Source organism: Sinomonas humi (assembly GCF_000802235.1).
GTDB lineage: Bacteria > Actinomycetota > Actinomycetes > Actinomycetales > Micrococcaceae > Sinomonas > Sinomonas humi.
Window position 1 is genome coordinate 18,192 of the sequence record NZ_JTDL01000044.1, and the last position, 26,047, is coordinate 44,238.

Here is a 26,047-nt window from a genome sequence, read left to right on the forward strand (position 1 = left end):
GAATACTGGCGGAGGCTTCAGTGGCTCACATCACATTCGGAGGCAACCCATGAACTCAAACCAGCGCCCGGTCGGCGCAGTGGCTGACCGCCCGCTCCTGACCAAGATCGTGTCCGCGTCGATGGCCGGAACGGTCGTCGAGTGGTACGACTTCTTCCTCTACGCGACCGCATCGACGATCGTGTTCAACAAGATCCTCCTGCCCACCATGGGCAACGAGTACGACGGCATCATCGCCGCGTTCCTGACCTACGCGGTCGGCTTCATTGCCCGCCCGCTCGGCGGCGTCGTGTTCGGGCAGCTCGGAGACCGGCTCGGGCGGAAGCAGACCCTGCAGATCACGATCCTCCTGATCGGCGTCGTGACAGTGCTCATGGGCTGCCTTCCCACATATCAGCAGGTCGGCGTATGGGCTCCGATCCTGCTTGTCGTGCTCCGCTTCGTCCAGGGCCTCGCGCTCGGCGGCGAATGGGGCGGCGCCGTGCTCCTCGTGGCCGAGCATGCTCCTGACAAGGACCGGGCGTTCTGGGCGTCGTGGCCGCAGGCCGCCGTGCCGCTCGGCAACGTTCTCGCCACCGCCGTCCTCTGGGTCCTGACGTCGACGCTCTCGTCGAGCGCGTTCCTCGCATGGGGCTGGCGTATCGCGTTCTGGGTTTCCGCGGTCGTCATCATCGTGGGCTACATCATCCGCACGAAGGTTACCGAGTCCCCGATCTTCGAGGCGGCGAAGGCTGAGCTTGAGGCCGAGAAGGCCGCGGGATACGGGGTCTTCGAGGTCATCCGCCGCTACCCGAGGGGGATCCTTGTGGGCATGGGCCTACGCTTTGCGGAGAACATCATGTACTACCTCGTCGTGACGTTCTCGATCGTCTATCTCGGCACGGGACTCAAGATGAACACGGCGTCCATCCTCGGAGTCATCGCAATAGCCCACGTGTGCCACTTCGCGGTCATTCCGACGATCGGCCGGATCGCGGACCGCGTCGGCCGCAAGCCCGTGTACTTGATCGGAGCAATCCTCACCGCGACCTGGGGCTTCTGGGCCTTCCCCGCGTTCGGCACGAAGAACACGTGGGCCATCCTCTTGACGATCATCGTGGGTCTCGTCTTCCATGCCCTCATGTATTCAGGCCAGCCGGCCATCATGGCCGAGATGTTCCCCACCCGCATGCGATACTCAGGCGTGTCCATCTGCTATCAAGTGACCTCGATCGTGGCGGGCTCGCTCGCGCCGGTCTTCGCGACCGAATGGCTCAAGGCCACGGGTTCGTGGTGGCCCACGGCGGTCTACCTCGCGATCGCGTGTGCCATCACCGCGGCGGCCGCCATCGCGCTCCGGGAGACGAAGGGCGCCTCGCTCCACGCGCTTGACGCTGCGGATGCGGTCCGTGTCGGAGCCGCCGACGCCGGGGCACGCGCATGAGCGGTCTCGACGGACGCAAGGCCCTCGTGACGGGGGGCGCAGCAGGGATCGGCGCCGCTGTCGCGAGGGCGCTTGCGGAACGAGGCGCCGCCGTCGTCATCGCAGACCTCGACGGCGACGCCGCCCAGAGCCTCGCCGCCGAGCTCGGCGGCGAAGCCTGGGCCGTGGACCTCCTGGACACCGCGCCGCTCGAATCATTGCGCCTCGACTGCGACATCCTCGTGAACAACGCAGGCATCCAGAAGGTCGCCCCCATACACGAGTTCGAGCCGGATGCGTTCCGCCGGATCCAGAAGCTCATGGTCGAGGCGCCGTTCCTCCTGGTCCGGGCGGCGCTCCCGCACATGTACGAGCGCGGCTGGGGGAGGGTCATCAACCTCAGCTCGGTCCATGGGATCCGAGCGTCCGCCTTCAAGAGCGCCTACGTGACCGCGAAGCACGCCCTTGAGGGGCTCTCGAAGGTCACGGCCCTAGAGGGCGCCGAGCACGGAGTGACGTCGAACTGCATCAACCCCGGATACGTGCGGACGGCCCTCGTCGAGAGGCAGATCGCGGATCAGGCCGCGACGCACGGCATCTCCGAGGATGAGGTGCTCGAGAAGGTCATGCTCACCGAGATGGCGATCAAGCGGCTCGTCGAGCCCGCCGAGGTCGCCTCGCTCGCGGCGTGGCTCGCGTCCGACGACGCCGCGATGGTCACGGGCGCGAGCTACACGATCGACGGCGGCTGGTCCGCGCGCTAGGGCGCGCTAGACGCGAGCCTGCTCTCCCGCCTCGCCTGCCCGCTCGCCCGTGGCGACCACCGGAAGCGGTGCGGTCTCGTCGCGGAGGGCGGGCCGGCGTCGTCCGTCGCCCCTGACCCACAGGGCATACGCTGCGCCGAGCAGCCCAAGCCAGACAGCGCCGACCACGAGTGCGACCCGTGTGTCCTCGAACCAGCCCAGCACGCCGATGACGAGGGCCAAGAACGCGATCGCGGCGATCGAGGCCGCGGGCCAGAGGGGTGACGGGAACTCGGACGGCGCGAGCGCGTACCGCCGGATCTCGCGCTTCATCGCGACGTGGCTCACGAGGATCATGACCCACACCCACACGGTGGCGAAGGTCGCGATCGAGGCGATGATCGTGAACACGTCCTCGGGGATCACGGCGTTGAGCACGACGCCTATGAGCAGCACGCCGGTCATGACGACGACGGTCAGCCACGGCACCCCGCGCTTCGAGACCTTTCCGAAGGACGACGGCGCGTGCCCCTGCTGGGCGAGCCCGAACAGGACCCGGCCGGCGCCGAAGATGTCGGAGTTGATGGCGGAGAGGGCGGCTGTGATGACGACGGCGTTGAGCACGTTCGCCGCGCCTGGAATACCGAGTCCGTCGAAGATCTGGACGAACGGGCTGCCTTCGGTGCCGACCTGCGACCAGGGAAAGAGGCTCATGAGCACGGTCAGGGTGAGCACGTAGAAAAGGAGCACACGAACGGGGACCGTGTTGACGGCACGGGGAATCGCCTGCTTCGGGTTCTCGGCTTCGCCGGCGGTGACGCCGATCGTCTCGACCCCGCCGAACGCGAACACGACCACTGAGAACGCCGCGAGCAGGCCTCCGTAGCCGTTGGGGAGGAAGCCTCCGTGGTCCACGAGATGCCCGAGTCCGGGGTGCTGGCCGCCGAGCTGCACGCCGAAGATGATGAGGAACGCGCCGCCGGCGATCATCGCACCGATCGCGACGACCTTGACGAGCGTGAACCAGAATTCGAGCTCGCCGAAGACCTTGACGCTCAGCAGGTTCACGCCGGTCAGGAAGAAGATGACGGCGAGGATCCAGATCCAGCGTGGGGTGCCCGGGAACCAGAAGCCCATGTAGATGGAGAAGGCCGTCACGTCGGCGATCGCGACGATGGCCATTTCGAACACGTAGGTCCAACCGGTCACGAAGCCTGCGAGCGGCCCGAGGTAGCGGCCGGCGTACTGGCTGAAGGAGCCGGCGACGGGGTGGCGGACGGCCATCTCGCCGAGGGCGCGCATGACCATGAAGACGGCCGCCCCCGCGATCATGTACGCGATGAGGACCGCGGGTCCGGCGGACTGGATGGCGTCGGCGGAGCCGTAGAAGAGGCCGGTGCCGATGGCCGAGCCCAAGGCCATGAACCGGATGTGCCGGACGTTGAGGCCGCGGCTGAGCGCGGCGGTGGAAGGCTGCATGGGGGTTCCTCGCGTCTCTGGGAAGGATTCCTTCCACTCTGCCGGGTCACCCGCGGCCTGTGAGTGGAGTCACCGGCTGCTTGTGTCTCGGACCGCAGACGTGCTGTGTCTGGTATTCCGGACGCTGAGCTTTAGGGGAGTGGTACGCGCCGTCGTCGTCCGTGTGCAGACTGGAGTTCGGTATTCCAGACACGGCCCTCCAGGGGCCCCGATCCGAGGTGTCCCATGCCCCCCGAAGCCGGCCCGAAGTCCAAAGTCCCCGCCGCCGAGAGCACCCTGCGGATCCTGCGGCTGCTCGCATCCCGCCGAGGCCCCCAGCCCGCGGCGAGCATTGCGGCGACGCTCGGACTCCCGCGCTCTACCGTCTACCACCTCCTCGCGGTCATGGAGGAGAACGGCTTCGTCATGCACCTTCCCGAGGAGCGGCGGTACGGGCTCGGGATCGGGGCCTTCGAGCTTTCGAGCGCCTATTCCCGCCAGGAGCCGCTGTCCCGTTTGGGGAGACCTGTGCTCGCCTCCCTCGTCGACACGATCGGTGAGAGCGCCCATCTCGCCGTCCTCCATGGCCGCGACGTGCTCTACATCGTCGAGGAGCGCGCGAAGAACCGGCCCTCCCTCGTGACCGACGTCGGCGTCCGTCTCCCGAGCCACCTCACCGCGAGTGGTCGCGCCATCCTCGCAGCGCTCCCGAAGTCGCAGGTCCGCGCTCTCTACCCCAACGCCGCCGCGTTCAGCGAACGGACGGAGGAGGGAGAGCACATCCGCAGCTACTCGGCACTGCAGTCGGCTCTGGACCAGGTGCGCCAGCGCGGTTACGCGACGGAGGACGGCGAGGTCACCTCCGGGTTCGCCTCCGTCGCGGCGGCTGTCACGGACCATGCGGGATGGCCGACGGCGGCGGTCGCAGTCACGTTCCTCGGCGAGAAGGTGCCGGTGCAGGAGCGCGACGAACTCGCACGTCAGGTCGCGCGTGTCGCAGGCGAACTCTCTCACCGGATCTACGGGCGGCGCTGAAGGCATGCCCGTCTGGAATCCCGGACGACTCCCTTCCGAACCCTCTGTCTCCGGAGCTCCGCCCGCGGTCTCATGGATGAAGAAGGTCCGCACGGAACATTCCGTAGCCACCCCGCCCACCGAATCATCGACGCAGGAGTCACGATGACCACCACCAACCAACCCCGCAAGGCGGATTTCACCACCGGCGCCCGCCCTGTGCGCGCCCCGCGCGGCACCGAGATCAGTGCCAAGTCCTGGCAGACCGAGGCCCCGATGCGGATGCTCATGAACAACCTCGACCCCGAGGTTGCCGAGCGCCCCGACGAGCTCGTCGTCTACGGCGGCACAGGCCGCGCCGCCCGTTCGTGGAAGGCGTTCGACGCGATCGTCGCCACGCTCAAGGAGATGGACGACGACGAGACCCTCCTCGTGCAGTCCGGCAAGCCCGTGGGCGTCTTCCGTACCAACAAGTGGGCACCGCGCGTGCTGATCGCGAACTCGAACCTCGTGGGCGACTGGGCGAACTGGCCAGAATTCCGCCGCCTCGAGGCCGAGGGCCTCATGATGTACGGGCAGATGACCGCTGGATCCTGGATCTACATCGGCACGCAGGGCATCCTGCAGGGCACGTACGAGACGTTCGCCGCAGTCGCGGCCAAGCTCCACGCCGAGGGCCGGATCCCGGCCCCGACCCTGGCGGGCACCCTGACCCTGACGGGCGGCTGCGGCGGCATGGGCGGCGCGCAGCCGCTCGCCGTCACCCTCAACGGCGGCGCCGTCCTGATTGTCGACGTCGACGAGTCCCGCCTCCGCCGCCGGGCCGGCAAGCGCTACCTGGACGAGGTCGAGACTGACCTGGACGCGGCGTTGGCGAAGGTCGTCGCGGCCAAGGCCGAGGGCCGCCCCCTCTCCGTCGGCTACGTCGGCAACGCCGCTGAGGTCTTCCCCGAGATCCTGCGCCGCCACCGGGCGGGGGAGCTCACCGTCGATGTCGTGACCGACCAGACCTCGGCCCACGATCCGCTCTCCTACCTGCCCACCGAGTACACGGTCGATCAGTGGCGCGGCGAGTCCGAGGCCGACCCCGAGGGATTCACGAAGAAGGCCCAGAACGCGATGGCCCGCCACGTCCAGGCCATGGTCGAGTTCCAGGACGAGGGCGCGGAGGTCTTCGACTACGGCAACTCGATCCGCGACGAGGCCCGCAAGGGCGGCTACGAGCGCGCGTTCGAGTTCCCCGGTTTCGTCCCGGCGTACATCCGCCCCCTGTTCTGCGAGGGCCTCGGCCCGTTCCGCTGGGTCGCGCTGTCGGGGGACCCGGAGGACATCAAGGTCACCGACCAGGCGATCAAGGAGCTCTTCCCCGAGAACGAGCACCTGCACCGCTGGATCGACGCGGCTGAGGAGTTCGTCGAGTTCGAGGGGCTGCCCGCCCGCATCTGCTGGCTCGGCTACGGCGAACGCCACAAGGCCGGCCTGCTCTTCAACAAGCTCGTCGCAGAGGGCAAGGTCAAGGCGCCGATCGTGATCGGCCGCGACCACCTCGACTCCGGCTCGGTCGCCTCCCCGTACCGTGAGACCGAGGGCATGAAGGACGGCTCCGACGCGATCGCGGACTGGCCGCTCCTGAACGCCCTCACCGCAGCGTCCTCCGGCGCGACGTGGGTCTCGATCCACCATGGCGGCGGCGTAGGCATCGGCCGCTCGATTCACGCAGGCCAGGTCTCGGTCGCCGACGGCACCGAGCTCGCCGCCGCGAAGCTCACCGCCCTGCTGACCAACGACCCCGGCATGGGCGTCATCCGCCACGTCGACGCCGGCTACGAGCGTGCCGTCGAGGTCGCCGCCGAGCGCGGCGTCAAGATCCCGATGAACGCGACCACAACCGCCGCGACGGACGCGAAGTAAGGAACCTGGACATGACCATCACCGTCCCCGAAACACACCTGCCCACCGAGGTGACCCTCTCCCTCGGCGGCCTGACCGCGGCAGACGTCGTCGCCGTCGCCCGCTACGACGCCAAGGTGAGCGTGGCTCCCGAGGCGCTCGCCGAGGTTGCGCGCGTCCGCGCTCACGTCGAGGAGCTCGCCGCGAGCGAGACCCCCGCCTACGGCATCTCGACCGGCTTCGGAGCCCTTGCAAACCGGCACATCCCTCAAGACCTGCGCACGCAGCTGCAGAAGTCGCTCATCCGCAGCCACGCGGCGGGGATGGGCCCCGCCGTCGAGCGCGAAGTCGTTCGGGCACTCATGCTCCTGCGCGCCAAGACCCTTGCGTCGGGGCGCACGGGAGTTCGCCCCGTGGTCCTCGAGACTTTCGTCAAGCTCCTCAACACCGGCATCACCCCGGTGGTCCGCGAGTTCGGCTCGCTCGGCTGCTCGGGCGATCTCGCCCCGCTCAGCCACGTCGCCCTCGTGCTAATGGGCGAAGGAGAGGCGGTTGGCCCGGACGGCGAGATGTTCGGCGGTCGCGGCCAGCGGACGACGGCGGAGCTCCTCGCCGAGCACGGCATCGAGCCGGTCACCCTCGCCGAGAAGGAGGGCCTCGCGCTCGTCAACGGGACCGAGGGCATGCTCGGCATGCTCCTCATGGCCCTTCACGACCTCGACTCCCTCGTGAAGACCGCGGACGTTACGGCAGCCCTGTCCATTGACGGGCTCATGGGCACGGATCAGGTGTTCCTGCCTGAGCTTCATGAGCCGCTGCGCCCTCATCCGGGGCAGGCCGACTCTGCGGCCAACATGCTCGCCGTCCTCCGGGACTCGAAGATCGTGGAGTCGCACAAGGTGGGCGACAGCCGTGTCCAGGACGCCTACTCGCTCCGCTGCGCCCCGCAGGTCGCTGGCGCGGTGCGGGACACGATCAGCCATGCCCGCACGGTCGCCGAGCGCGAGCTTGCTGCGGCGATCGACAACCCGGTGGTGCTGCCCGACGGACGCGTGAGCTCGAACGGCAACTTCCACGGGGCGCCGGTCGCGTACGTGCTGGACTTCCTCGCGATCGCGGCGGCCGACCTCGCCTCGATCGCCGAGCGCCGCACGGACCGAATGCTGGACCCGGCGCGCTCACACGGGCTGCCCGCGTTCCTCGCCGACGATCCCGGCGTCGACTCCGGGCTGATGATCGCGCAGTACACCCAGGCGGGCCTCGTCTCGGACCTCAAGCGACTCGCCGTCCCGGCCTCCGTCGACTCCATTCCGAGTTCCGCGATGCAGGAGGACCACGTCTCCATGGGCTGGCACGCCGCCCGCAAGCTTCGCAAGGCCGTGGAGAACCTGCGGCGAGTCCTCGCGATCGAGCTCGTGACAGCGGCCCGGGCCATCGATCTGCGCACCGCGATGTCCGACGGCGCGCTCGTCCCCGGTCCCGGGGGTGCGGCAGCGCTCGAGGTTCTCCGGCGCACTGTGGCTGGCCCCGGCGTCGACCGCTTCATGTCCCCGGAGCTCGAGGAGGCGGACCGAGTGCTGGCCGATGGCGAGCTGCTTGCCGCGGTGAGCGCCGCGGTCGGCGGCCTTCGCTAAGCGCTAGCGCTCTCCCGCCGCTGGCTGCTCCTTGGGAGGCTTCCCGAGCCTCCCAAGGAGCCAGCGGCGTGGTCCGACCACGGCATTGGAGAACTGCACAACAGATATAGCCAAACGTGGGCAAGGTCCACATAGCACGGCGTCCCGCGAACCGATAGAAACGTAGAGTCCGCAATGGCGCGGATCACAACAGGCGCTTGGAGCGCCAATTCCACGAAGGGGTTAGGGAGAAATGAAGGCACGCGGAGCAGTACTGACTAGGCGGAGCGCCCACCAGGCGCCTCTCACCGACTGGACGGAGCTGCGCGCCGAGGATCCGGTCGAGATCGTGAAGCACGCGCAGGTCGTGACCACGGGGCGGGTCGAGGAGGTCTCGCTGAGTGGGAACGTGCTGTGGCTCATGGCCGAGGGCGCAGAGTCGCGCCGGCTTTTCCTCAAGTCTGACGGCGTGCTCGTACGCCGCGCATAGAGTTCCCTCGCTCGCAACAGGGAACGCTGGCAACGCCAGCGAGTGGCGGGCCCCGCACCGAGGACGGTGCGGGGCCCTGCCGTCTCTGAGGCCTACGGCTCCGCAGCCGCGTCGTCCTCCACGACGAGGCGGGCTTCGATCAAGCCTGCGACCATCTGCCGCGCCTGGTCGAACTCGTCCCAGTCCCTCTGGACAGCCGCAATGACGGCTCCCTTGAGCAGGACGAGGCACTGTTGGGCGAAGAGTTCCTCGCCGGGGACGCCTGCTTCCTTCGCGAGCCGGGCGAACTGGGCCCTCGATTTGACCATGTAATCGATGCTCGCCGCACCCAGGGGATGTTCGGGTCCCATTTCCATGAGCACGTGGACGAATGAACTGCTGTCGTTCACGCCTGCCTTGAAGGCGTCGAAGAGGGCGTCGAAGATGCCTAGGAGCGCCCTCGGATTGCCGTCCTGCCGGTGCACGGCATCCTCGATCGCGGCGCTGCGCATCTCGTGCAGACGCGCCAGATAGGCGAGGACGAGTTCGTCCTTTGAGCGGAAATGGCTGTAGAAGGTCGCCTTGGCAACGCTCGCCTTAGAGATCAGCTCTTCGTGGTATCAGGTCAGGATTGTGTCAACGAGGCGCGCGGCGACCCGGGCCGTCCGCGAGTCGAGATCGTATGTCGGGTTGAGCTCGGCGATGTCCGCATGCAGCAGCTTGCCGCTCGCCACCAGGCGCCGGACGACGGCGACAATCACCTCGAGAGGTACGCCGAGCGTGGCCGGCGCGGAGACTCCGGGGGCGACGTCCGCTGGCAGGACGTCCAGGTCGATCGTCAGGTACACGGCGTCGAGCCCTTCAAGGAAGTCCTCCACGAACGATTCGGCGGTCTCCCGAGTCGCGTACTCATCGAGGAGATAGCGGACGCCCAGCTCGTCCGCTCGCCGGAACAGCGCAAGCGTGTTGTTGGGGCGGGAGATGCCGACGACGGCGTACTCGAGCGTGCGTCCCGCGGCGGCTTCGGCGCGGGCCATCTGGAGGAACGGCGTGCCGGAACTCGCCCTATCCTCCGCTCGGAGGTCGAAGTGGGCGTCGAGGTTGAGCACCCCCACCCGCACACCGGACGTGCGTTCGGTGTCGGCCACCCCGAGATAGCTTGCGAACGCGGTCTCATGGCCGCCGCCAAGGGTCACGGTGAGGGCTCCGGCGTCGAGGAGGGAAGCGATCACGTCACCACAGCGCTCCTGGCCGCCCTCAAGGTCGCCGGGCTCGCCCTCCCGTCCGGTTTCGACAATGACGTCGCCGGCGTCGAAAACCTCTCGCTCAAGGTGGAATGCAAGCGGTCCGAGAGCAGAGCGGACAGCTGTAGGCGCCGCTGACGCGCCCGTCCTCCCCTTATTGCGGCGGACGCCCTCGTCGGAGCGGAATCCGAGCAGCACGGCCGGTCGCCGCCCGCTAGCACTGCTCGCTGCGACGGCCTCGTCGAGTTCGAGCGCGGCGTAGGGCCGAACGGCCTGCCACCAGCGGCGGTGCTCGGGCCCATCGCCGTCGTGCCGGCCCGACCAAGGCGAGGGCTCAATGTCGACGGGCAGCGCGAGGGAGGAAACTTCGTTCATCCCACCAGCACACCGTACGGGGCGCGGGACGCGCCAGTGCGGGGACGAAGAGATGTCTGGAGCGCCGGATCTTCTTGAGGCGGTGACCGCAGCTAGGGCCAGCCTGCTCTGGGGTGGGAGATTGTGGTTTGTGTTCACATTCGTAGTCGGATGACGAAGAAGAAGTAGCACCAGACGGGCAGCGAAAGTAGCGACAAGACCGCCATAGCGGTCCTTACTCGTGATCGCTCGCGGATGATTGCGGAGAGCAGCCAGAATGCGAGCATTCCGATGAGTCCTCCGACGCAGTTAAGGATCACGTCGTCGATGTCGGAAGCTCCAACCGCGAACACGCCCTGGATGATCTCTACGGCGGCGCTGACTGAGGCAACCGTGAGCATGGTGGTCCATGCGGATCGATGTCGCAGCCACGATGCGTAAACTCCGAGCGGGATGAAGATCAGGATGTTCCCGACGACGTTGGCGAACGCCACTCTCGCGGTCCCGGGAGCGTGGCTGGACGCGTATTCCGCGATAGTCGCGAACGGGACGAGATTGATCGATCTCTCCGAACCCGGTGCGCGAGAGAAGAGAAGCAGCTTCAGCAGGAAGGCCGCGTAGATGGCGAAGACGGCGAAGATGGCCACGGTCTCCGCTTTCGCCCGCTTCGTGGGGGTTCGCGAGCTCGGCAGATCCGTGATCCCCTTGGGTTTCGGTGGCACACCCATTCTCGGGACGCTACAGAGGGAACCTGTCGTGCTCCTGTGAGGCCGGGATTCGATGATTCTCGTACACACGTTCTATTCATCTGATACTATTAGAACATACATCCAAGATCGAGCCTTGGGGGCGTCGATGATAAGCCGAGGGGTACCAGATCTGGTGGGGCTTGCGCCGGACACGGCGGTAGTGCTCGAGCCGCGTCCTGGTTCATTGCTGGAAGGTGCACTCTGGCACCCCGACCCCTCGACGCTCTCTGGCGAGCAGGCCAGGCGAATCCTGGTAGACATCCGAAGGGCGCGCTCGTTCTTCGCAGCATTGGAAGCACTTGCGGTGGAGCGGGTGCGGCTTGCATGCGAGGAGGAGGCGCGCCGGGCGCAGGAGGCCGCAGAAGTAGGTCGTGGGGAACGGGGCGAAGCGGGGCCGCCTCGTTTCGGGGGTGATGTGGGCCGCGCCCTGGCTGTATCAGAGGTTGCGGTCGCGGGGGAGGTCTCGGAGTTCGTCGCGGCGCGGCTGCTGGGCGCAGCGGAGGCGCTGTGCGGAGCGCAGCTGGCGGTGTTGGCCCGGTTGGAGGCCGGAGACTTGACGGAGGCGCACGCGAGGGTGATCGCCGACGAGACCGCAACTCTGCCTGAGGCGGTGGCCGAGCGCTTCGGGATCGAGTGTCTGTCCCGGCTTGAGACCCGCACCGGGCGGCGGCGATCCCCCGGAGAGTTCCGTAAGGCCGTCCGTTCGCTGCGGGAGCGGCTGCATCCAGAGTCGATCCGGGCGCGGAAGGTACGTGCGGAGCGAGACCGCGGGGTGTGGGTGAGGCCGGAGCCGGACGGGATGTGCACGCTTAGTGCTTTCGTACCGGCGGAGATCGGGCTTGCCGCGTTCACTCGCCTCGATGCGCTGGCCAGAGGGCGCCGGGACGCCGACCCCGAGGAGGGGCGGACCCTTCCCCAGTTGCGAGCGGACGAATTCGCCGCGTTTGTCCTTGCCGGCCCCGGCGCTTGCTCGGGCCCGATGACGTGCCCCGAAACGGTGGGTTGTCCGGACCTTATCGAGGCCCCGAGTTCACCGGCGGCCAGCGCCAGCCCGATGGATGGACCTTCCACGCCGGTGGCCGAGATCGTGGTGCACATCTCCGTCGAGTCGCTTCTGGGTGCCTCTCAGGACCCAGCCGTGCTGGAGGGGTACGGGCCGATCGACGCGGCGACGGCTAGGGAGTTGGCTGCAGCGGCACCAACGTGGCAGCGTCTGTTGGAGACACGGGAGGGAGTTGCGCTGTCGCTTGGACGCAGCGCGTACCGCCCACCGAGAGGGCTGCGGCGCTTTATCCGCTATCGGGACGGGACCTGCCAGTTCCCGGGGTGTCAGTCTCCTGCCGCGCGCGCCGAGATCGACCATATGGTCGAGTGGCAAGACGGCGGCGTCACGGATGCGGCGAACTTGCACGCCCTGTGCCGGAAGCACCACGCCCTCAAGAGTCTGCGCCTGTGGCAACCCCACCGACTCCGAAACGAAGACAATGTCTCGGGCGACACCCTGTGGGTCTCGCCCCTAGGCGCACGTGCGATCACCGGACCCGCTGACCACGAACTCGGCAAGTCCGTCGTTGGGGAGACCGGATCGCCATCGCGGGGAGCCGGGCCATCAGCCGGTGAGAAGAAATCTAGCGACGGGTGCAATTCGCACAGAGAATCTGGTCCGCCGCCGTTCTGAACTAGAGGCCGCCGTCAAGTGAACCGGTCTTAGGCCCCAGGCACGGGAACAGCGTTAGACACGGGAACAGCCTTAGACACGGGAACAGCCTTAGAACAGAGCCACCGTCTCCTCGAACGTGACCCTCATCGCTACCGCCCGCGGCGGGACCCCGAGCGACGCGGCGGCGAGCTTGCGGGCATATAGTTCGACGCGCTCGGCGTCATTGGTTGCCGCCGTTTGGCCCAGTTCTGGGATCGCGATCTCCCAGAGGTGCCCACGCCGGACCGCTTTGGCCTCGAATTCGCGCTGTTCCATCGTCTCGTGCCTCCTTGACGGATCTTGCCCCGCCTCATTACCCCGCAGTAGCCAGCGGCATCACTTTTTGGGAGCACATGCGCGGCAGGCTATGACGCGCCTTTGTGAGGCGCTCTTGCGAGGCAGCCGAGTTTGCCGAGCCGGCAGAGCTTGCCGGGTCCCAGTGCTTGCGAGCGGGAGGGCCGGCGGCGGATGACGACGGCCGCCCCCGCGTCTACCCGTTCACTGGCGCTTGGCAGGAGCGAGCACATCGGGCCGGGCACGAGCGAACAACGTCGGGTTGGGCATTGAGCGGGCACGAGCGCCCAACCCCTCCCTTTTGGGATGGCAGGGCGCTCGTGGCTAGTTGGCTTCCGCCTCGCTCAGACTCCGAGAGCCTGTTCGATGGGCCCGAGGGCGAAGAACAGGAGGAACGCCGCGGCGACGGCCCACATGAGCGGGTGGATCTCCTTCGCGCGGCCCTGGAAGAGCCGGACGAGTGCGTAGCTGATGAACCCTGCGCCGAGACCGTTCGCGATCGAGTAGGTGAACGGCATGAGCGCGATCGTGAGGAACGCGGGGATCGAGATTCCCACGTCCGTCCAGTCGATCTTCGTGACCTGCTGGAACATGAGGAAGCCGACGACCACGAGCGCGGGTGCGACCGCCTCGAAGGGCACGAGGTTGATGAGCGGCGTCAGGAACATCGCGATCAGGAGCATGATGCCTGTGACGACGGATGCGAGGCCCGTCCTCGCCCCCTCCCCGATGCCCGCACCCGATTCGACGAAGATCTGGTTCGAGGAGATCGACGAGCCGCCTCCGGCGATCGCGCCGAATGCGTCGACGAGCAGCACGCGGTCGACGTTGGGGATGTTCCCCTCGGCGTCGATGTTCCCGGCCTCGCGGGCGAGGCCGACCATTGTCCCCATCGCATCGAAGAAGATGCTCAGCAGGATGACGAACGCCATGAGGATCGCCGCGAGAGGGCCGAGGTGCGCGAACGCGCCAATCGGGTGGGCCTGACCGATGAGGCTCAGATCGATCGGCTGGACATTGCCGAGTCCGGGAACGACGAGCGACCAGCCGGCCGGGTTCGCCTTCTGGCCGGGGGAGGAGCTCGCGCCGATGTGGAAAACGGCCTCGAGGATGTTCGCGAGGACGGTGGCACCGAGGATGCCGATGAGGATCGCGCCGCGCACGCGACGGACCATGAGGGCGATCGTGAGGACGAGGCCGACGACGAAGACGAGGGTCGGCCACCCGATGAGGCGGCTGTCGACGCCGAGGCCGAGCGGCACGGTGGTACCCGCAGCGTCCGGGAGGCGGCGCACGAAGCCAGCGTCCACGAGTCCGATGAGTGCGATGAAGAGGCCGATGCCGACGACGATGGCTGTCTTCAGCCCCTCCGGAACTGCCCGGAAGACGGCTGTGCGGAAGCCGGTGAGCACGAGGATGAACATCACGATGCCCGCCACGACGACGATGCCCATCATGTCGGGCCACGTGACTCCCGGGTGGGTGGCGATCGTGACCGCCACGAACGCGTTCACGCCGAGGCCGGTCGCGAGCGCGAACGGGTGCTTCGCCCACACACCCATGAGGATCGTGAGGACGCCAGCCACGAGCGCGGTCGCGGCGGCGACCCTCGGGATCCCCAGCGTGTGCCCCGACGAGTCGGCGCCCGAGAGGATGAGCGGATTGAGGACGACTATGTAGCTCAGCGCGAAGAACGTCGCCAGGCCGCCGCGGATCTCGCGGCCCACGCTCGATCCCCGCTCCGTGATCTTGAAGTATCGATCCATCGCACTGGTCGGCGCAGTGGTGGTTGTCGACATAGAGGTCCCCTTGGGTTGGTGGGAGGATGTCGTGGCTATGTTAATGCCCTGTGAACCCATCCACACGCGAATTCGTGAGAAATGTGATCGACAACTCTGAATTTACAGGGTGGAAAAGGCGCCTGAGGGAAGCAACCTCGATTATCCTCTCCGCTGCACTTCTGGCTCTCCTGCTCATACTCGCCCCCGCTCAGGCGAGCTCTGCCGACTCTGGCCAGCCCACGCCGTCGGCCGTCGCCGCGGTGCCCCTCGCCCCGCCGTCAGTCACGCATTCCGCGCCGCCGAGCAGTCCAGTGCCCGGAATGCAGCCCGCCGTTCCGGGGGCATCCCAGACTCCACCGGCACCGCCCCCGGCGCCTGGGAACTCGCTCACCTGGATCTTCATCGTGTTCGGGGTGCTTGGCGTAGCGCTCCTGTTCGCTTGGGCCGTGCTTACGCGCCGCGCGAATGACGGCGGCCCAGAGGACTCAGAAGGCGGCGACTAAGCCGTTCGAGAGACGCCCTGACTCCGCGACGGCCTTGCCGACGGCTTTTGCCTGCCGGAGCAGCTCTCGGGTCGATGGCGACGACAGCTCGGCGACCCCGATGAGGAACAGCCCGATCCCCGCGAGCTCTTGGACGAGCGTCTCCCCGAGGGAGAATCCCAGATCAGCGAGGAACCGGCGGAACTGGTTGTGCGCGCACCGGGTGAGGACAACGGCGTCGGCGAAGATCATTCCCGTCTCCGTGCGGACCGCCCAACGGAGCCGGGACTTGGCCTTGGGGTGTTCGACGAGCGCGAGGTGCTGTGCGCTGACGTTGGTCCTGACGTCGAGGCCGAGGCTCGCTACGTGGTTCCGCAGGTGGCGCATGACCTGGAGGTACTCGGCGGAGTCTTCCGAGGAGAGGTCCGTGACACGCAGCGCCGTCGTCATCGTGCTCGGTGCGCCGGACTCGAGGCCATGGACCGTCACGGTCTCGACCCCTCGTCGGCTCAGCTCGCCCGCCACAGCGAGACCGGAAAGGCCTGTGCCGATCACGACTGCGGTGGTCGACTCCGACGCGGTCGAAAGCGACGTGGACACAGGCCGACTCTCCTCCGTTTGGCGTGCAAAAGGACTTGCGTGCATCGTCCCCCGCGGAAGCACCTTCGGAAGACTACCCGGATTCGAGACGCTCCGGTAGGCCCGTCCCACTTACCCACCCGCTGTAAGGCGATGCTGGGCCGCGCCCCGCCCTCGCAGAAGCTTGACCAGCCCTGTAAACAGACCACCATTGTCAATTGAGAGGCGGTTGCGCCTCAGGGCCCAATGCGGCTCACGGACGAGGAGGACGCCATGGCAGACCAGCCCGAACGCGAGACCGGCCAGAGCCTCGGTGGGGACGCCCTTCCCACAGGCATCGTCGTCGGAGTGGACGGCTCCGATCACGGGCGGTGCGCCCTCATTTGGGCTGCCAGGGAGGCGCAGCGGCGGAGGCGTCCGCTCCACGTCGTCACCGCCTACAGCGTGCCCATTTTTGCCGCCTCAGGGCTCGATGGGGGCTACTCGACGATCGATGACACCGTCATCCAGGAGGGCGCCAAGGCGGTGCTCAAGGAGGCGATCGAGTCCTTGGGGGCGTACGACGACGTCGAGATCACCTCGTCCGTCGAAAGCGGCGACGCCGCCGGGGTGCTTCTGCAATTCTCGGAGAATGCCGAGCTGCTGGTCTTCGGAAGCCGGGGCCGCGGCGGCTTCGTGGGCCGTCTCCTCGGCTCTGTGAGCAGCGCCCTTCCCGCTCACGCGAAGTGCACGACTGTCACTGTCCCGCTGCGGTTTGCTGAGCGGCTCGGCGAACAGGTGGGGGACCGGCGGATCCGCGACGAGGAGTCCAGGGAGAGCCCGAAACAGGTCGAGCGTGTCGTTGCTGTCGGTGTGGACGGCTCCGAGCAGGCCCGCGCAGCCGTTCTCGTTGCCGCGGAGGAAGCGATGCTGCTCGGCGTGCCCTTGCGGGTCATATGCGCGGTGCCGCAGTTCAGCGGAAGCCTCGCCTGGGTCCCGGCGCCGGTCGACCGCGAGCATCTGTTCCGCGATATCCAAGCACAGCTCAAGGCCGGAACAGCATGGCTTCAGAGCCATTTCCCTGACCTTGAGGTACAAACGAGCCTCGTGGATGGGGCGCCTGTCGACATCCTTGTGGATGCGAGCCGCGCGGTCGAACTGCTTGTCCTTGGAACGCGTGGGCACGGCGGCTTCGCCGGCATGCTCTTGGGGTCGACGACCGATGGGGTGCTGCACCACGCAAAGGGCCCCGTCATGGTGGTGCCCGATCACGAGGACGCCCGGCTGTCGGATCGGCCGAAGTTCGGGCCGATGCTCACGCCCTGAGCCACTAGCCGGGCTACGTCAGTAGCGGGCCACAGTCGGCCATACTCCCGACATCCAGGCGAGCGGCGTCACCGTGATGCCGTCGGTGGGGTTGAGGGCGTTCACGATCTGACCGTTCCCGAGGTAGATCCCCACGTGGTAGAAGTTGCCGGGCGTGCCGAAGACCACGAGGTCCCCGGGCTGTGCCGCAGACAGCGGAACGTGGACTGGCGCCGAGTCGTACTGCTCTGTGGCCGTGCGGGGGACCCAGATGCCAGCCGCGTTGAACGAGTACCAGACAAGGCCCGAGCAGTCGAAGCCTGTGGGCCCCGTCCCGCCCCATAGGTAGTAGTTCGGCGCGCCGACCTTGGACATTGCGACGTTGATGGCGGCCTGGATGCCGGAGCCTGTGGGCTGGGGCGCTGGAGCTGGGGCAGGAGCGGGTGCTGGCGCCGGCGCGGGTGCTGGCGCTGGGGCCGGCGCGGGCGCTGGTGCCGGCGCCGGTGCTGGGGCAGGGGCAGGGGCCGGCGCGGGCGCTGGGGCAGGTGCTGGGGCAGGGGCAGGTGCTGGGGCAGGGGCAGGAGCCGGTGCGGGCGCTGGGACAGGAGCCGGTGCGGGTGCGAGCGCCGAAGGCTGGCCATTGGAAGCCGGCTGGAGGACCGAGGCCGACTGGCTCGAGTTGTTCTCCGAAGCGGTGCCCGCAGCGCCGGTCGCGGCGCTTGCGCCCGTCCCCGATCCCTGAGATGCCTGAGCCTGCGACTGGTTCTGCGCCTGTGCCTGGCTGTTCGCTGCATTGGAGGCGGCAAGGAGGGCTGCGTACTGCTGCTGCTGCCGTTGGCGTACCAGCCCGGCGACGCGCTCCTGCTCGAGCGCGACCGTGGTGTTCTGGAGGGTCGCGAGCTGCCCTACGAGCGTCGTGTGCTTGGCGGTCGCCTGCTGGACTGCTGACTGATAGGAGGCGTTCGCCGCGTCCGCTGCCGACTTCGCCTGCGCAGCGGCCGTGGCGGCGTCGTCGGCCGCTTGGGCTGCTTGATCAGCCTGGTCCCGCAGCTGCTTCGAAGCCTCGGCCGCCTGCTGCGCCGCGTTGAAGGCCGCGGCCCGGCGCTCGTTGATCGATTGAAGCGCAGCGGCCCTGTCTAGGACCGCGCCGGCTCCGTCGGCGACGAACGCCTGGACGTTCGGGTTGAGCCCCCCGCTTCGGTAGAGCTCTGCGGCCAGCGCCCCGACCGCCTTGCGGGCAGCCTGATCGGCGGCGTCGGCGGCGTCGGCCTTGGAGCGGGCTTGCTGCGCTTGCGTACGGCGTTGGTTGAGGGTCAGGAGCGACATGCTGTAAGCGTCGTTGGCGCGCATCGCGTCCGTAGTGCTGCGGGCGAGCGCGTCCTGCGCCGTGAGGATGAGGCCCTCGACACGGCTTACCTCGGCGGCCGTCGAGTCGGCGTTAGCCTTCGCGGCGTTGATCTCCTGGGGCGTCGGGATGCTCGGATCGTCGGCGGTGGCGGGGCCGGCCGCGAGCGTGAGGACAAGTCCAGCTGCCGCGCTGACCGCAGCTAACGCCCGCCCGGCGGACTTCACGTTCATCTCCATGCACACCTCGTAGCCTCGACGTTTTCCCCGATCGAGGCTACGGACCAATTGTCACAATTGCAACAAAGGTCACAGACGTAGCTTAAACAACAAGAGTGTCATTCCTTCGCAAGAGTGTGGGCGTGTCGCAACAGAAGTCCTCAGCCCCAGCCGAGTTCGTGGAGCCTCGCGTCGCTGATGCCGAAGTGGTGGGCCACCTCGTGGACGACTGTCACGAGCACCTCCCGCTCGACCTCCTCGCGATTGCGGCAGATCTCCAGGATCGGCTCGCGGAAGATCGTGATGCGGTCGGGGAGCGAGCCGGCCGCGTACCACGAGTCCCGTCTGGTCAGCGGGATTCCCTCGTAGAGGCCGAGGAGGACGGTGCGGGGGTCGTCGTGCGGACCGGGGTGGTGGCGGTCTTCGATGAAGACCGCCACATTGTCCATGTGCGACGCGAGGCGTCGTGGGATGCGGGCGAGGGCGGCGTCTACCGCTTCCTCGAACTCGTCCTCGTCCATCCAGACGCCCATGGGCGTCATGCTAGCTGTGTCGAGCCGATGCGATTTGTGGGCGACGGCGGCCACACCGTATAGTTTTCTGCGTCCACTTCGACTGGGATGCCCCGCAAGGGAAGTCTCGTGAGGTTCTCAGGCCCCCATCGTCTAGCGGCCTAGGACACCGCCCTTTCACGGCGGCGGCACGGGTTCGAATCCCGTTGGGGGTACAAGATCTGGGTTTTGGAGCACGACCTGCGGGTCTGCTAGGATTTAGATCTTGTGAGCGAGGGAAACCTCGGATACCACAAGGCCCTGTAGCGCAGTTGGTTAGCGCGCCGCCCTGTCACGGCGGAGGTCGCGGGTTCAAGTCCCGTCAGGGTCGCTTCGGCGACTGGCTCCGGTCAAGTTGCCAACGGTGATTGACTCACCGGGGCTCTGTAGCTCAGTTGGTAGAGCGTTCGACTGAAAATCGAAAGGTCACCGGATCGACGCCGGTCGGAGCCACTGCGAAATCCCGAGACATCGGGAAACCCCCGAGAAATCGGGGGTTTCGTGTTTTAAGGCGTCCTCTTTCCAGTCGTACTTCCTCAGTCGTACTCTCCTTTCTCAGTCATACTTTCGTGTTTTGTGCCGTACTAAGGTGGGATCAGGCTCACTGGCCTGGCAAGGAAGACGGCGAGGGGAACGGCATGGAGCAATATCCTGAGGTGCGACCGGGGCCGCCCGCGTACGCAGTGGATCCTCCGGCGCCGGGCGGGCGCACCGTGATCCAAGAGCAGGCTGTGGCGAAGGTCGCGGCGGCGGCCGCACGATCCGTCGTCGGCGTCCACTCGCTTGGCACCGCCCCCTCACGAGCCCTCGGCGCGATCCGCGACGCAGTAGGCGCCGATCACGCGGGTGGCGTTCGGGCGGAGGTCGGCGAGACGCAGGCTGCCGTGGATGTGACCCTCGTAGCGAAGTACGGGGTTCCCCTGCAGAAGCTCGCCGACGATGTGCGGGCGGCAGTTTACCGGGCAGTCGAGGAGTACACCGGGCTGACGGTGATCGAGGTCAACGTTGAGATCGCCGATGTCTTCATCGGCGAAAGCAGGCCAGGCGACGCACGCCAGCCGGAGCCGCCCGTGGCCCCGCGCTCGGCGGGTCCGGCCGGAATCGAGGTGCTGTGAATCTCACCGTCGTCGGGATTGCCATAGGCGCCTTTGTCGCCTTCATGTCCTTCCAGTTCGGGGCGTGGGGCTTCATCGGATCCCTCATCTTCATGGCCATCGGGGCCGTCCTCGGCCGAGTGCTCGAGGGCAAGGTGGACCTTCGCCGCGTATGGGATGCCCTGAGCGGAAGGCGCTCGTCGTCGTGAGCGAAGGCGCCCCCGCAGCGCGCACCCTCGTGGGACACAACCGCGTGAGCACCCAAGCCCTCACGAGCCTCGCGCAGGCGGCAGCCGCGGAACAATTCGGTGTGCGCCCGGGTGAGGTGCGTGCCTCGTGGGCGGACGACGCCGGCCTGCTGGCTTTGAGGATCGTCTCCCCGATTGCGGTGCCGGATCTCAGCACGATCACAGACCAAGAGGGAGTCTCGGCCGCCGGGGGCAGCGTGTGGGAACGGGCCACGGCCGCGAAGGCGGCGATTCTGCACCACGTAGCGGGGCTGAGCGGCGCGCAATTGAGCCGCGTGGACATCCGTATCGCAGGAGTCCGACCCCCGATCGGGCAGAAGGCGCGGGTCCTATGAGCGTGGACGCTCCGGGAACCGAGCACGACGGCGATCCCGTCCAGCAGCCAAGCGACGAGGGGGCAGGCGCAGAGCCGGCAAGCCGACAGCCGAGTCACGGCCTCGAGCGGGCCATCAGGAGGGAGACGGGCTCCGGCCGAGTGCTGGCGTCTGCGATTGTGGCGCTTATCGTCGCGCTATTTTGCGTCTACGCTCTCCTCGAATCCACGCTTCAAGCGATCAACCAGCCTGCTTGGCTCATCGACCCCGAAAGCGCCTCACGCTTCATCGCGGGCCTGCCGGAGGACGCGGATCGGAATATCCTCGGGCTGTTGGGTCTCGTGATCGCCGTCGTGGGGCTCATCTTCGTGCTCGTCGCACTCCGTCGCGGACGCTCCGGCCGCCGCTCCCTGCCCGGCCAGCGGATCGCCGTCGTGCTCGATGACGAGGTTCTCGCCTCGGCGCTCGCCCGCCGCGCTCGGAGCGCGGCAACCGTGCGTCCCGAACAGGTCACGGTAGTGCTTTCCCGCAACGAAGCGATCGTCAACGTGCGCCCGACCTCCGGGATCCCCGTCAGCGCCGAAGCCGTGTTGGCTGCCGTGGAGGACGAGCTCCGACGCCTGAGGCCCCATCCGTATCCACTTCTCCGGGTGCGTGTTGCTGGGACGGGGGTGGTCGGCGCATGAACGGCACGCCGCGCACCCTCAACCGCGTCCTCATCCTCTTGTTCGGCCTGCTCGTCCTCGCGCTCGGCGTCCTCATGCTCGCGCTCGCGTCCGTGCCATCCGTGGGGGAGTGGTGGACGGAGTGGGCGCCCTCGGCCTCGCTCCGGGCGGGGCGAGCCTTCGCGTCCACGCTCATTCCCGGCACCAGCGTGAGCTGGGTGTGGTTGCTTGCGATGGCCCTGCTCGTGCTGGTCATCCTGGGCATGATCGGCTGGATGGCGCTTCAAGGAACCGGCCGGCGCGACCTCATCGCGTGGTCGAATCAGCACGCAGAGCACGGGGTTCCGGAAGCGGGCGAGGCGCCCGGGCGCGTTTCCATCGCGGCCTCGGCGGCTGACCAAGCCCTTCGGCACGCCCTCGCCTCCCGCAAAGACCTCCTGAGCACCTCTGTGGCCGCGGTCGAGTTCGAGGGGAAGGTCGCGTTGCGACTGCGTGTGGTCGCGAGACAGGGGGCGGACCCCCACGCGATCGCCGCCGACGTCGAGCGGCTGGTGGGCGGAATGGACCTGCTCTTCGGCCATCCCTGCCCTGTCCTCCTGCACATCTCATCCGGGCCCCGCGCCCGTTTCAGCCGCGCGGAACGCGTCCGCTGAGCCCCTTCCGGACTCCTTCTGAGCGTCCGCTGAGCCTCTTCTGAGAACGTCGGTCTCGAGTTTTCCGCACGTTTGATCACAGAATGGAAAAGACGTGCGTAAGCGCTTGCACACAGGTCTTGCACAGCCTAGGGTGAACTGCGTCACACACCCCCGGGGGCGGCGAGAGACCGCCCCGACAGACAAGGGAGTCGAGCATGAGAAAGACGTTCTCCAAGTACGCAGTGCCGTTGGCAACGGCGAGCGTACTCGCCCTGGCACTCTCTGCCTGCGGCGGGAGTTCGGGCGGCGGAAGCAACAACGCCGCCACGCAGAACACCGATGGCCGGGGCCCGATCACTTACGTACAGGGCAAGGACAACTCGAACGTCGTCCGCCCGCTCGTAGACAAGTGGAACGCGGCGCACCCGAACGAGCAGGTCACGTTCAAGGAGCAATCCGACCAGGCCGACCAGCAGCACGACGATCTCGTCCAGCACTTCCAGGCCCAGGACGCCAACTATGACGTCGTCGATGTCGACGTCGTCTGGACGGCGGAGTTCGCAGCCAAGGGTTGGCTCCAGCCCCTCACGGGCTCGATGGCTTTCGACACTTCGCAGATGCTGCCCGCGACCGTCAAGACGGCGACCTACAACAACACGTTGTACGCGGCTCCGCAGACCTCTGACGGCGGCCTGCTCTACTACCGCAAGGACCTCGTCCCGAACCCGCCCAAGACGTGGGACGAGATGATGAGCATGTGCTCGATTGCGAAGCAGCACAACATGGGCTGCTACGCGGGCCAATTCGCCCAGTACGAGGGCCTCACCGTGAACGCGGCTGAGGCAATCAACTCCGCCGGCGGGCAGATCGTGGACTCGTCGGGCAAGGCTGACGTGAACACGCCGCAGGCTAAGACTGGCCTCAACAACCTGGTCCAGGCCTACAAGGATGGCAACATCCCGCAGCAGGCCATCACTTACCAGGAGGAGCAGGGTCGCCAGGCGTTCGAGGCCGGCCAGCTCCTGTTCCTGCGCAACTGGCCGTACGTCTACAACCTGGCCAAGACCGACGGAACGTCCGTGGTCAAGGACACGTTCGGCATCGCGCCGCTTCCGGGCATGACGGACGGCAAGCCGGGCGCTTCCTCGCTCGGCGGCCACAACGTTGCCATGAGCGTCTACTCGAAGCACAAGGCCACGGCTCTTGACTTCATGAAGTTCATGACGAGCGCCGAGACCGAGCAGTTCTACGCGACGCAGGGCTCCCTCGCGCCTGTCCTCTCGAGCCTGTACACCAACCCGACCCTGACGGCGAAGCTCCCGTACCTGCCAACCCTGCTGACCTCGATCCAGAACGCGGTGCCGCGCCCCGTCACCCCGTACTACCCGGCGGTCACGAAGGCGATCCAGGACAACGCCTATGCAGCCCTCAAGGGTGACAAGTCGGTTGACCAAGCCTTGAGCGACATGCAATCCGCACTCCAAGCGGCCGGAGCCAAATAGCCGCCGAGTGCACTAGGGCGGTCCGGCGCCGGCTCGGTGCCGGACCGCCTTTGTCCCGGCCCCAGGGGGAGAAAAGGAGTCACCATGTCCACTGAGGTTCCGGCGAGGACTCGGGCCAAGGCAGCCCCAAAGTCGTCGCGCCAAATGCCGGGGAGGGAGAGCGCCGATCGCAAGCAGGTCACGCAAGGCCGCTGGGCGTCCGTCCTGCTGCTCCCCACCCTGATCCTGCTCGCCGTCGTCATCATCTATCCGGTCGTCAACGCGATCATCATGTCTTTCCAGAAGGACGCCGGCCTCTCGTCGTCGGGCTTCTTCGTTCAAGGCGGCTTCGCTGGCGCCGACAACTACGTGCACTGGCTCGCCCAGCAGTGCAACGGCGTCTCCTGCCCGCCCGGTACCCTTGGCTCGCAGTTCTGGGGAGCCATGGGCACGACGTTCCTCTTCACGGCCATCACGGTCGTGCTCGAGACGGTGCTCGGCTTCTGGATGGCCGTCATCATGGCGCGCAACTTCCGCGGCCGCAGCGTCATCCGCGCCGCCGTCCTCGTGCCGTGGGCCATCCCGACTGCCGTCACCGCGAAGCTCTGGTTCTTCATCTTCGCGTTCCAGGGCATCGCGAACACGCTCTTCAACACCCACATCCTCTGGACAGGGTCGGAATGGCCAGCCCGGTGGGCGATCATCATCTCCGACACGTGGAAGACCACGCCGTTCATGGCGCTGCTCATCCTCGCCGGGCTTCAGCTCATCCCTGATGAGGTCTACGAGGCGGCGAAGGTCGACGGCGCGAACGCATGGCAGCGTTTCACCCAGATCACCCTGCCGCTTGTGCGGCCAGCGCTCATGGTAGCGATCCTCTTCCGCGTCCTCGATGCGCTCCGCATGTACGACCTTCCGGCCATCATGACCCAGGGTGCGAACAACACGACGACCCTCTCGATCCTCGTGGTCGACCAGATTCGCCAGGGCTTCAACAGCGCCGCGGCACTCTCGACCATCACCTTCCTCGTGATCTTCATCGTTGCGTTCATCTTCGTTCGCTTCCTCGGCGCCAACGCCGTCGGCGCGGCCACCTCCTCGGGAAAGAAGTGACGAAATGAGCGCTACAACCGTCACCACATCGCGAACTGTTTCCACCCCTGAGCGACGCCGGAAGGGATACGACTGGGGCCTCACCCGGACGTACATTGCCGCCGTCGTCATCCTCGTCTGGTGCCTCGCGCCTTTCTACTGGATGGTCGTCACGGCCTTCCGCGACGTCGGCTTCACGTTCGATCCGACGTTCTTCTTCACCCATGTCACGCTCGACAACTTCCGCACGGTGTTCGATACGAGCCTGGGCAACCACTTCGCCCAGAACCTGCTCAACAGCTTCATCGTCGCGGGCATCACGACCCTCGTGGCCCTCGTTGTCGGCGTGTTCGCGGCTTACGCCCTCGCGCGCCTGAACTTCCGGTTCAAGTTCGCCGTCATGGGCTTCATCCTCGGGGCCTCGATGTTCCCGGGCGTCGCGCTCGTCACGCCGCTGTTCCAGCTCTTCACGAACATCGGCTGGATGGGCACGTACCAGGCGCTCATCATCCCTGACATCTCCTTCGCACTCCCGCTCACCGTGTACACGCTCACCTCGTTTTTCCGCGAAATGCCGTGGGAACTCGAGGAGTCAGCGCGCATCGACGGGTGCACGCAGGGCCAGGCCTTCCGCAAGGTCATCCTGCCCCTCGCCGCTCCGGCGACGTTTACGACGGCGATCCTCGCCTTCATCTCGGCATGGAACGAGTTCCTCATCGCGAGCCAGCTCTCCTCCGACCAGACGAAGACGGTCACCGTTGCGATCGCGTCCTTCGCCGGATCGCAGCCGCACGTCGAGCCTTACACCGCCGTTATGGCTGCCGGAACTATCGTCACGATCCCGCTCGTCGTGCTCGTGCTCGTGTTCCAGCGCAAGATCGTCGCCGGCCTCACCGCCGGCGCGGTGAAGTGACGGACGAGCGCAGCCGGCCGTGGGATCCTTTCGCGGTCGGAGGAGAGGCATACCGCCGCTCCTCCGGCCCGCGGAAGGCCGTGGTCGAGCAGTTTGAGCTATTCGTCGGCATTCTGGGCTTCTGGGCGGTACTGCTCCTCGTCGTCACTGTGTGGCTCGAGGTCACGGGACAGCCCGCCCTTTGGTGGGCGCTCGGACTTGCTGCCGTGCTCGTAGCAATCGCGGGCGTGTGGGCGCTGAGGCGTAAGGTGCTTCGAGGGCATACACACGACGCTGAAACGTAGGCGCTACACGGCGCTAAGGCGTGGGCGGCGCGCGGGCTAAGCCGTAGGCGTTGCAGCGGGCTGAGCCCTAGGCGTCACAACGGGCTGAGCCGCAGGCGTTACGCGGCCTTGGCGGCCTGTGCCCTCGCCAGCGGTGGGGCTGGGTGAACCAC

27 protein-coding genes, 3 tRNA genes and 1 pseudogene are annotated in these 26,047 nt (G+C 67.2%); 20 read left to right on the plus strand and 11 right to left on the minus strand.

All coding sequences use genetic code 11. The annotated features are described in order from the left end of the window. Window positions 1–49: 49 nt before the first annotated feature. Together LK10_RS03905 and LK10_RS03910 are read left to right on the plus strand one after the other, a co-directional pair. The gene (locus LK10_RS03905; RefSeq protein WP_043120308.1) at window positions 50–1,423 is read left to right on the plus strand and encodes an MFS transporter; all 1,374 of its coding nucleotides are present in this window, start codon (window positions 50–52) and stop codon (window positions 1,421–1,423) included. Continuing rightward, entirely contained in the window at window positions 1,420–2,166 is a 747-nt protein-coding gene (locus tag LK10_RS03910) for a 3-hydroxybutyrate dehydrogenase (protein WP_043120310.1), read from the plus strand. Before LK10_RS03905 ends, LK10_RS03910 begins: the two co-directional genes overlap by 4 nt. Before the next feature lie 6 nt (window positions 2,167–2,172). Here LK10_RS03910 and LK10_RS03915 read toward each other — a convergent pair whose 3' ends face one another. Next, window positions 2,173–3,624, minus strand: coding sequence for an amino acid permease (locus tag LK10_RS03915; protein ID WP_052206924.1), 1,452 nt, complete (start codon window positions 3,622–3,624; stop codon window positions 2,173–2,175). Window positions 3,625–3,849: 225 nt separating this feature from the next. Here LK10_RS03915 and LK10_RS03920 point away from each other — a divergent pair, with 225 nt between their 5' ends. From LK10_RS03920 to LK10_RS03935, 4 genes are all read left to right on the plus strand, one after another. Further along, a complete protein-coding gene (locus LK10_RS03920; protein WP_043120311.1) occupies window positions 3,850–4,638 on the plus strand; it encodes an IclR family transcriptional regulator in 789 nt (262 codons plus the stop codon). A gap of 144 nt (window positions 4,639–4,782) precedes the next feature. Beyond that, window positions 4,783–6,528 carry a urocanate hydratase gene (locus LK10_RS03925; protein ID WP_043120312.1) on the plus strand — a complete coding sequence of 582 codons (1,746 nt, stop codon included), beginning with the start codon at window positions 4,783–4,785 and terminating at the stop codon, window positions 6,526–6,528. 11 nt (window positions 6,529–6,539) lie between these two features. Continuing rightward, entirely contained in the window at window positions 6,540–8,141 is a 1,602-nt protein-coding gene (gene hutH, locus LK10_RS03930; RefSeq protein WP_043120313.1) for a histidine ammonia-lyase, read from the plus strand. Between the two features lie 232 nt (window positions 8,142–8,373). Further along, entirely contained in the window at window positions 8,374–8,610 is a 237-nt protein-coding gene (locus LK10_RS03935) for a hypothetical protein (protein ID WP_043120315.1), read from the plus strand. A 92-nt stretch (window positions 8,611–8,702) separates the two neighbouring features. Here the strand turns inward: LK10_RS03935 and LK10_RS03940 are convergent, their stop codons facing one another. From LK10_RS03940 to LK10_RS03950, 4 genes and pseudogenes are all read right to left on the minus strand, one after another. Next, on the minus strand, window positions 8,703–9,101 hold the full coding sequence (locus tag LK10_RS03940; protein WP_052206925.1) for a hypothetical protein: 399 nt from the start codon (window positions 9,099–9,101) through the stop codon (window positions 8,703–8,705). A gap of 33 nt (window positions 9,102–9,134) precedes the next feature. Continuing rightward, window positions 9,135–9,197: pseudogene (locus LK10_RS22990) on the minus strand (TetR family transcriptional regulator); the annotation flags it as partial. Window positions 9,198–9,209: 12 nt separating this feature from the next. Beyond that, window positions 9,210–10,208 (minus strand): formimidoylglutamase, encoded by a 999-nt coding sequence (gene hutG / locus LK10_RS03945; RefSeq protein WP_043120317.1) that lies wholly within the window; start codon window positions 10,206–10,208, stop codon window positions 9,210–9,212. A gap of 134 nt (window positions 10,209–10,342) precedes the next feature. After that, complete coding sequence (locus LK10_RS03950; protein WP_052206926.1) at window positions 10,343–10,915, minus strand: VanZ family protein; 573 nt, start codon at window positions 10,913–10,915, stop codon at window positions 10,343–10,345. A gap of 154 nt (window positions 10,916–11,069) precedes the next feature. Here LK10_RS03950 and LK10_RS03955 point away from each other — a divergent pair, with 154 nt between their 5' ends. Beyond that, window positions 11,070–12,614, plus strand: a complete 1,545-nt coding sequence (locus LK10_RS03955) for an HNH endonuclease signature motif containing protein (RefSeq protein WP_197061841.1) — start codon at window positions 11,070–11,072, stop codon at window positions 12,612–12,614. Between the two features lie 90 nt (window positions 12,615–12,704). On the opposite strand, the gene LK10_RS03960 is transcribed toward LK10_RS03955, so the two are convergent. From LK10_RS03960 to LK10_RS03975, 4 genes are all read right to left on the minus strand, one after another. Then, the gene (locus LK10_RS03960; protein ID WP_043120320.1) at window positions 12,705–12,911 is read right to left on the minus strand and encodes a hypothetical protein; all 207 of its coding nucleotides are present in this window, start codon (window positions 12,909–12,911) and stop codon (window positions 12,705–12,707) included. Window positions 12,912–13,273: 362 nt separating this feature from the next. Then, the gene (locus LK10_RS03965; RefSeq protein WP_043120322.1) at window positions 13,274–14,728 is read right to left on the minus strand and encodes an NCS2 family permease; all 1,455 of its coding nucleotides are present in this window, start codon (window positions 14,726–14,728) and stop codon (window positions 13,274–13,276) included. 190 nt (window positions 14,729–14,918) lie between these two features. Continuing rightward, window positions 14,919–15,101 (minus strand): hypothetical protein, encoded by a 183-nt coding sequence (locus LK10_RS03970; RefSeq protein ID WP_156144021.1) that lies wholly within the window; start codon window positions 15,099–15,101, stop codon window positions 14,919–14,921. A gap of 94 nt (window positions 15,102–15,195) precedes the next feature. Continuing rightward, a complete protein-coding gene (locus LK10_RS03975; protein WP_052206927.1) occupies window positions 15,196–15,792 on the minus strand; it encodes a hypothetical protein in 597 nt (198 codons plus the stop codon). Window positions 15,793–16,044: 252 nt separating this feature from the next. On the opposite strand from LK10_RS03975, the gene LK10_RS03980 reads away from it, so the two are divergent. After that, window positions 16,045–17,076 (plus strand): universal stress protein, encoded by a 1,032-nt coding sequence (locus LK10_RS03980; protein WP_043120365.1) that lies wholly within the window; start codon window positions 16,045–16,047, stop codon window positions 17,074–17,076. A gap of 18 nt (window positions 17,077–17,094) precedes the next feature. Here the strand turns inward: LK10_RS03980 and LK10_RS03985 are convergent, their stop codons facing one another. Together LK10_RS03985 and LK10_RS03990 are read right to left on the minus strand one after the other, a co-directional pair. After that, entirely contained in the window at window positions 17,095–18,639 is a 1,545-nt protein-coding gene (locus LK10_RS03985) for a C40 family peptidase (protein WP_156144022.1), read from the minus strand. Between the two features lie 140 nt (window positions 18,640–18,779). Then, entirely contained in the window at window positions 18,780–19,151 is a 372-nt protein-coding gene (locus tag LK10_RS03990; protein ID WP_231567591.1) for a metallopeptidase family protein, read from the minus strand. Between the two features lie 121 nt (window positions 19,152–19,272). Between LK10_RS03990 and LK10_RS03995 the strand changes: the two genes are divergently transcribed. From LK10_RS03995 to LK10_RS04050, 12 genes are all read left to right on the plus strand, one after another. Next, window positions 19,273–19,345 (plus strand) — tRNA-Glu (locus LK10_RS03995). 81 nt (window positions 19,346–19,426) lie between these two features. Next, window positions 19,427–19,500, plus strand: a tRNA-Asp gene (locus LK10_RS04000). A 49-nt stretch (window positions 19,501–19,549) separates the two neighbouring features. Further along, window positions 19,550–19,622, plus strand: a tRNA-Phe gene (locus LK10_RS04005). A 185-nt stretch (window positions 19,623–19,807) separates the two neighbouring features. After that, entirely contained in the window at window positions 19,808–20,284 is a 477-nt protein-coding gene (locus LK10_RS04010; RefSeq protein ID WP_052206928.1) for an Asp23/Gls24 family envelope stress response protein, read from the plus strand. Further along, on the plus strand, window positions 20,281–20,472 hold the full coding sequence (locus tag LK10_RS04015; protein WP_043120325.1) for a hypothetical protein: 192 nt from the start codon (window positions 20,281–20,283) through the stop codon (window positions 20,470–20,472). Before LK10_RS04010 ends, LK10_RS04015 begins: the two co-directional genes overlap by 4 nt. After that, on the plus strand, window positions 20,469–20,846 hold the full coding sequence (locus LK10_RS04020) for a hypothetical protein (protein ID WP_043120327.1): 378 nt from the start codon (window positions 20,469–20,471) through the stop codon (window positions 20,844–20,846). Before LK10_RS04015 ends, LK10_RS04020 begins: the two co-directional genes overlap by 4 nt. After that, the gene (locus tag LK10_RS04025; protein ID WP_043120328.1) at window positions 20,843–21,511 is read left to right on the plus strand and encodes a hypothetical protein; all 669 of its coding nucleotides are present in this window, start codon (window positions 20,843–20,845) and stop codon (window positions 21,509–21,511) included. The genes LK10_RS04020 and LK10_RS04025 overlap by 4 nt, the downstream gene beginning before the upstream one ends. Next, on the plus strand, window positions 21,508–22,143 hold the full coding sequence (locus tag LK10_RS04030) for a hypothetical protein (protein ID WP_043120329.1): 636 nt from the start codon (window positions 21,508–21,510) through the stop codon (window positions 22,141–22,143). Before LK10_RS04025 ends, LK10_RS04030 begins: the two co-directional genes overlap by 4 nt. 197 nt (window positions 22,144–22,340) lie before the next feature. After that, on the plus strand, window positions 22,341–23,627 hold the full coding sequence (locus LK10_RS04035) for an ABC transporter substrate-binding protein (protein WP_043120330.1): 1,287 nt from the start codon (window positions 22,341–22,343) through the stop codon (window positions 23,625–23,627). Between the two features lie 84 nt (window positions 23,628–23,711). Next, on the plus strand, window positions 23,712–24,719 hold the full coding sequence (locus tag LK10_RS04040; RefSeq protein ID WP_043120331.1) for a carbohydrate ABC transporter permease: 1,008 nt from the start codon (window positions 23,712–23,714) through the stop codon (window positions 24,717–24,719). A gap of 4 nt (window positions 24,720–24,723) precedes the next feature. Beyond that, window positions 24,724–25,611, plus strand: a complete 888-nt coding sequence (locus tag LK10_RS04045; RefSeq protein WP_043120332.1) for a carbohydrate ABC transporter permease — start codon at window positions 24,724–24,726, stop codon at window positions 25,609–25,611. Between the two features lie 80 nt (window positions 25,612–25,691). After that, the gene (locus LK10_RS04050; protein ID WP_043120371.1) at window positions 25,692–25,895 is read left to right on the plus strand and encodes a hypothetical protein; all 204 of its coding nucleotides are present in this window, start codon (window positions 25,692–25,694) and stop codon (window positions 25,893–25,895) included. The last annotated feature ends 152 nt before the right edge of the window (window positions 25,896–26,047 follow it).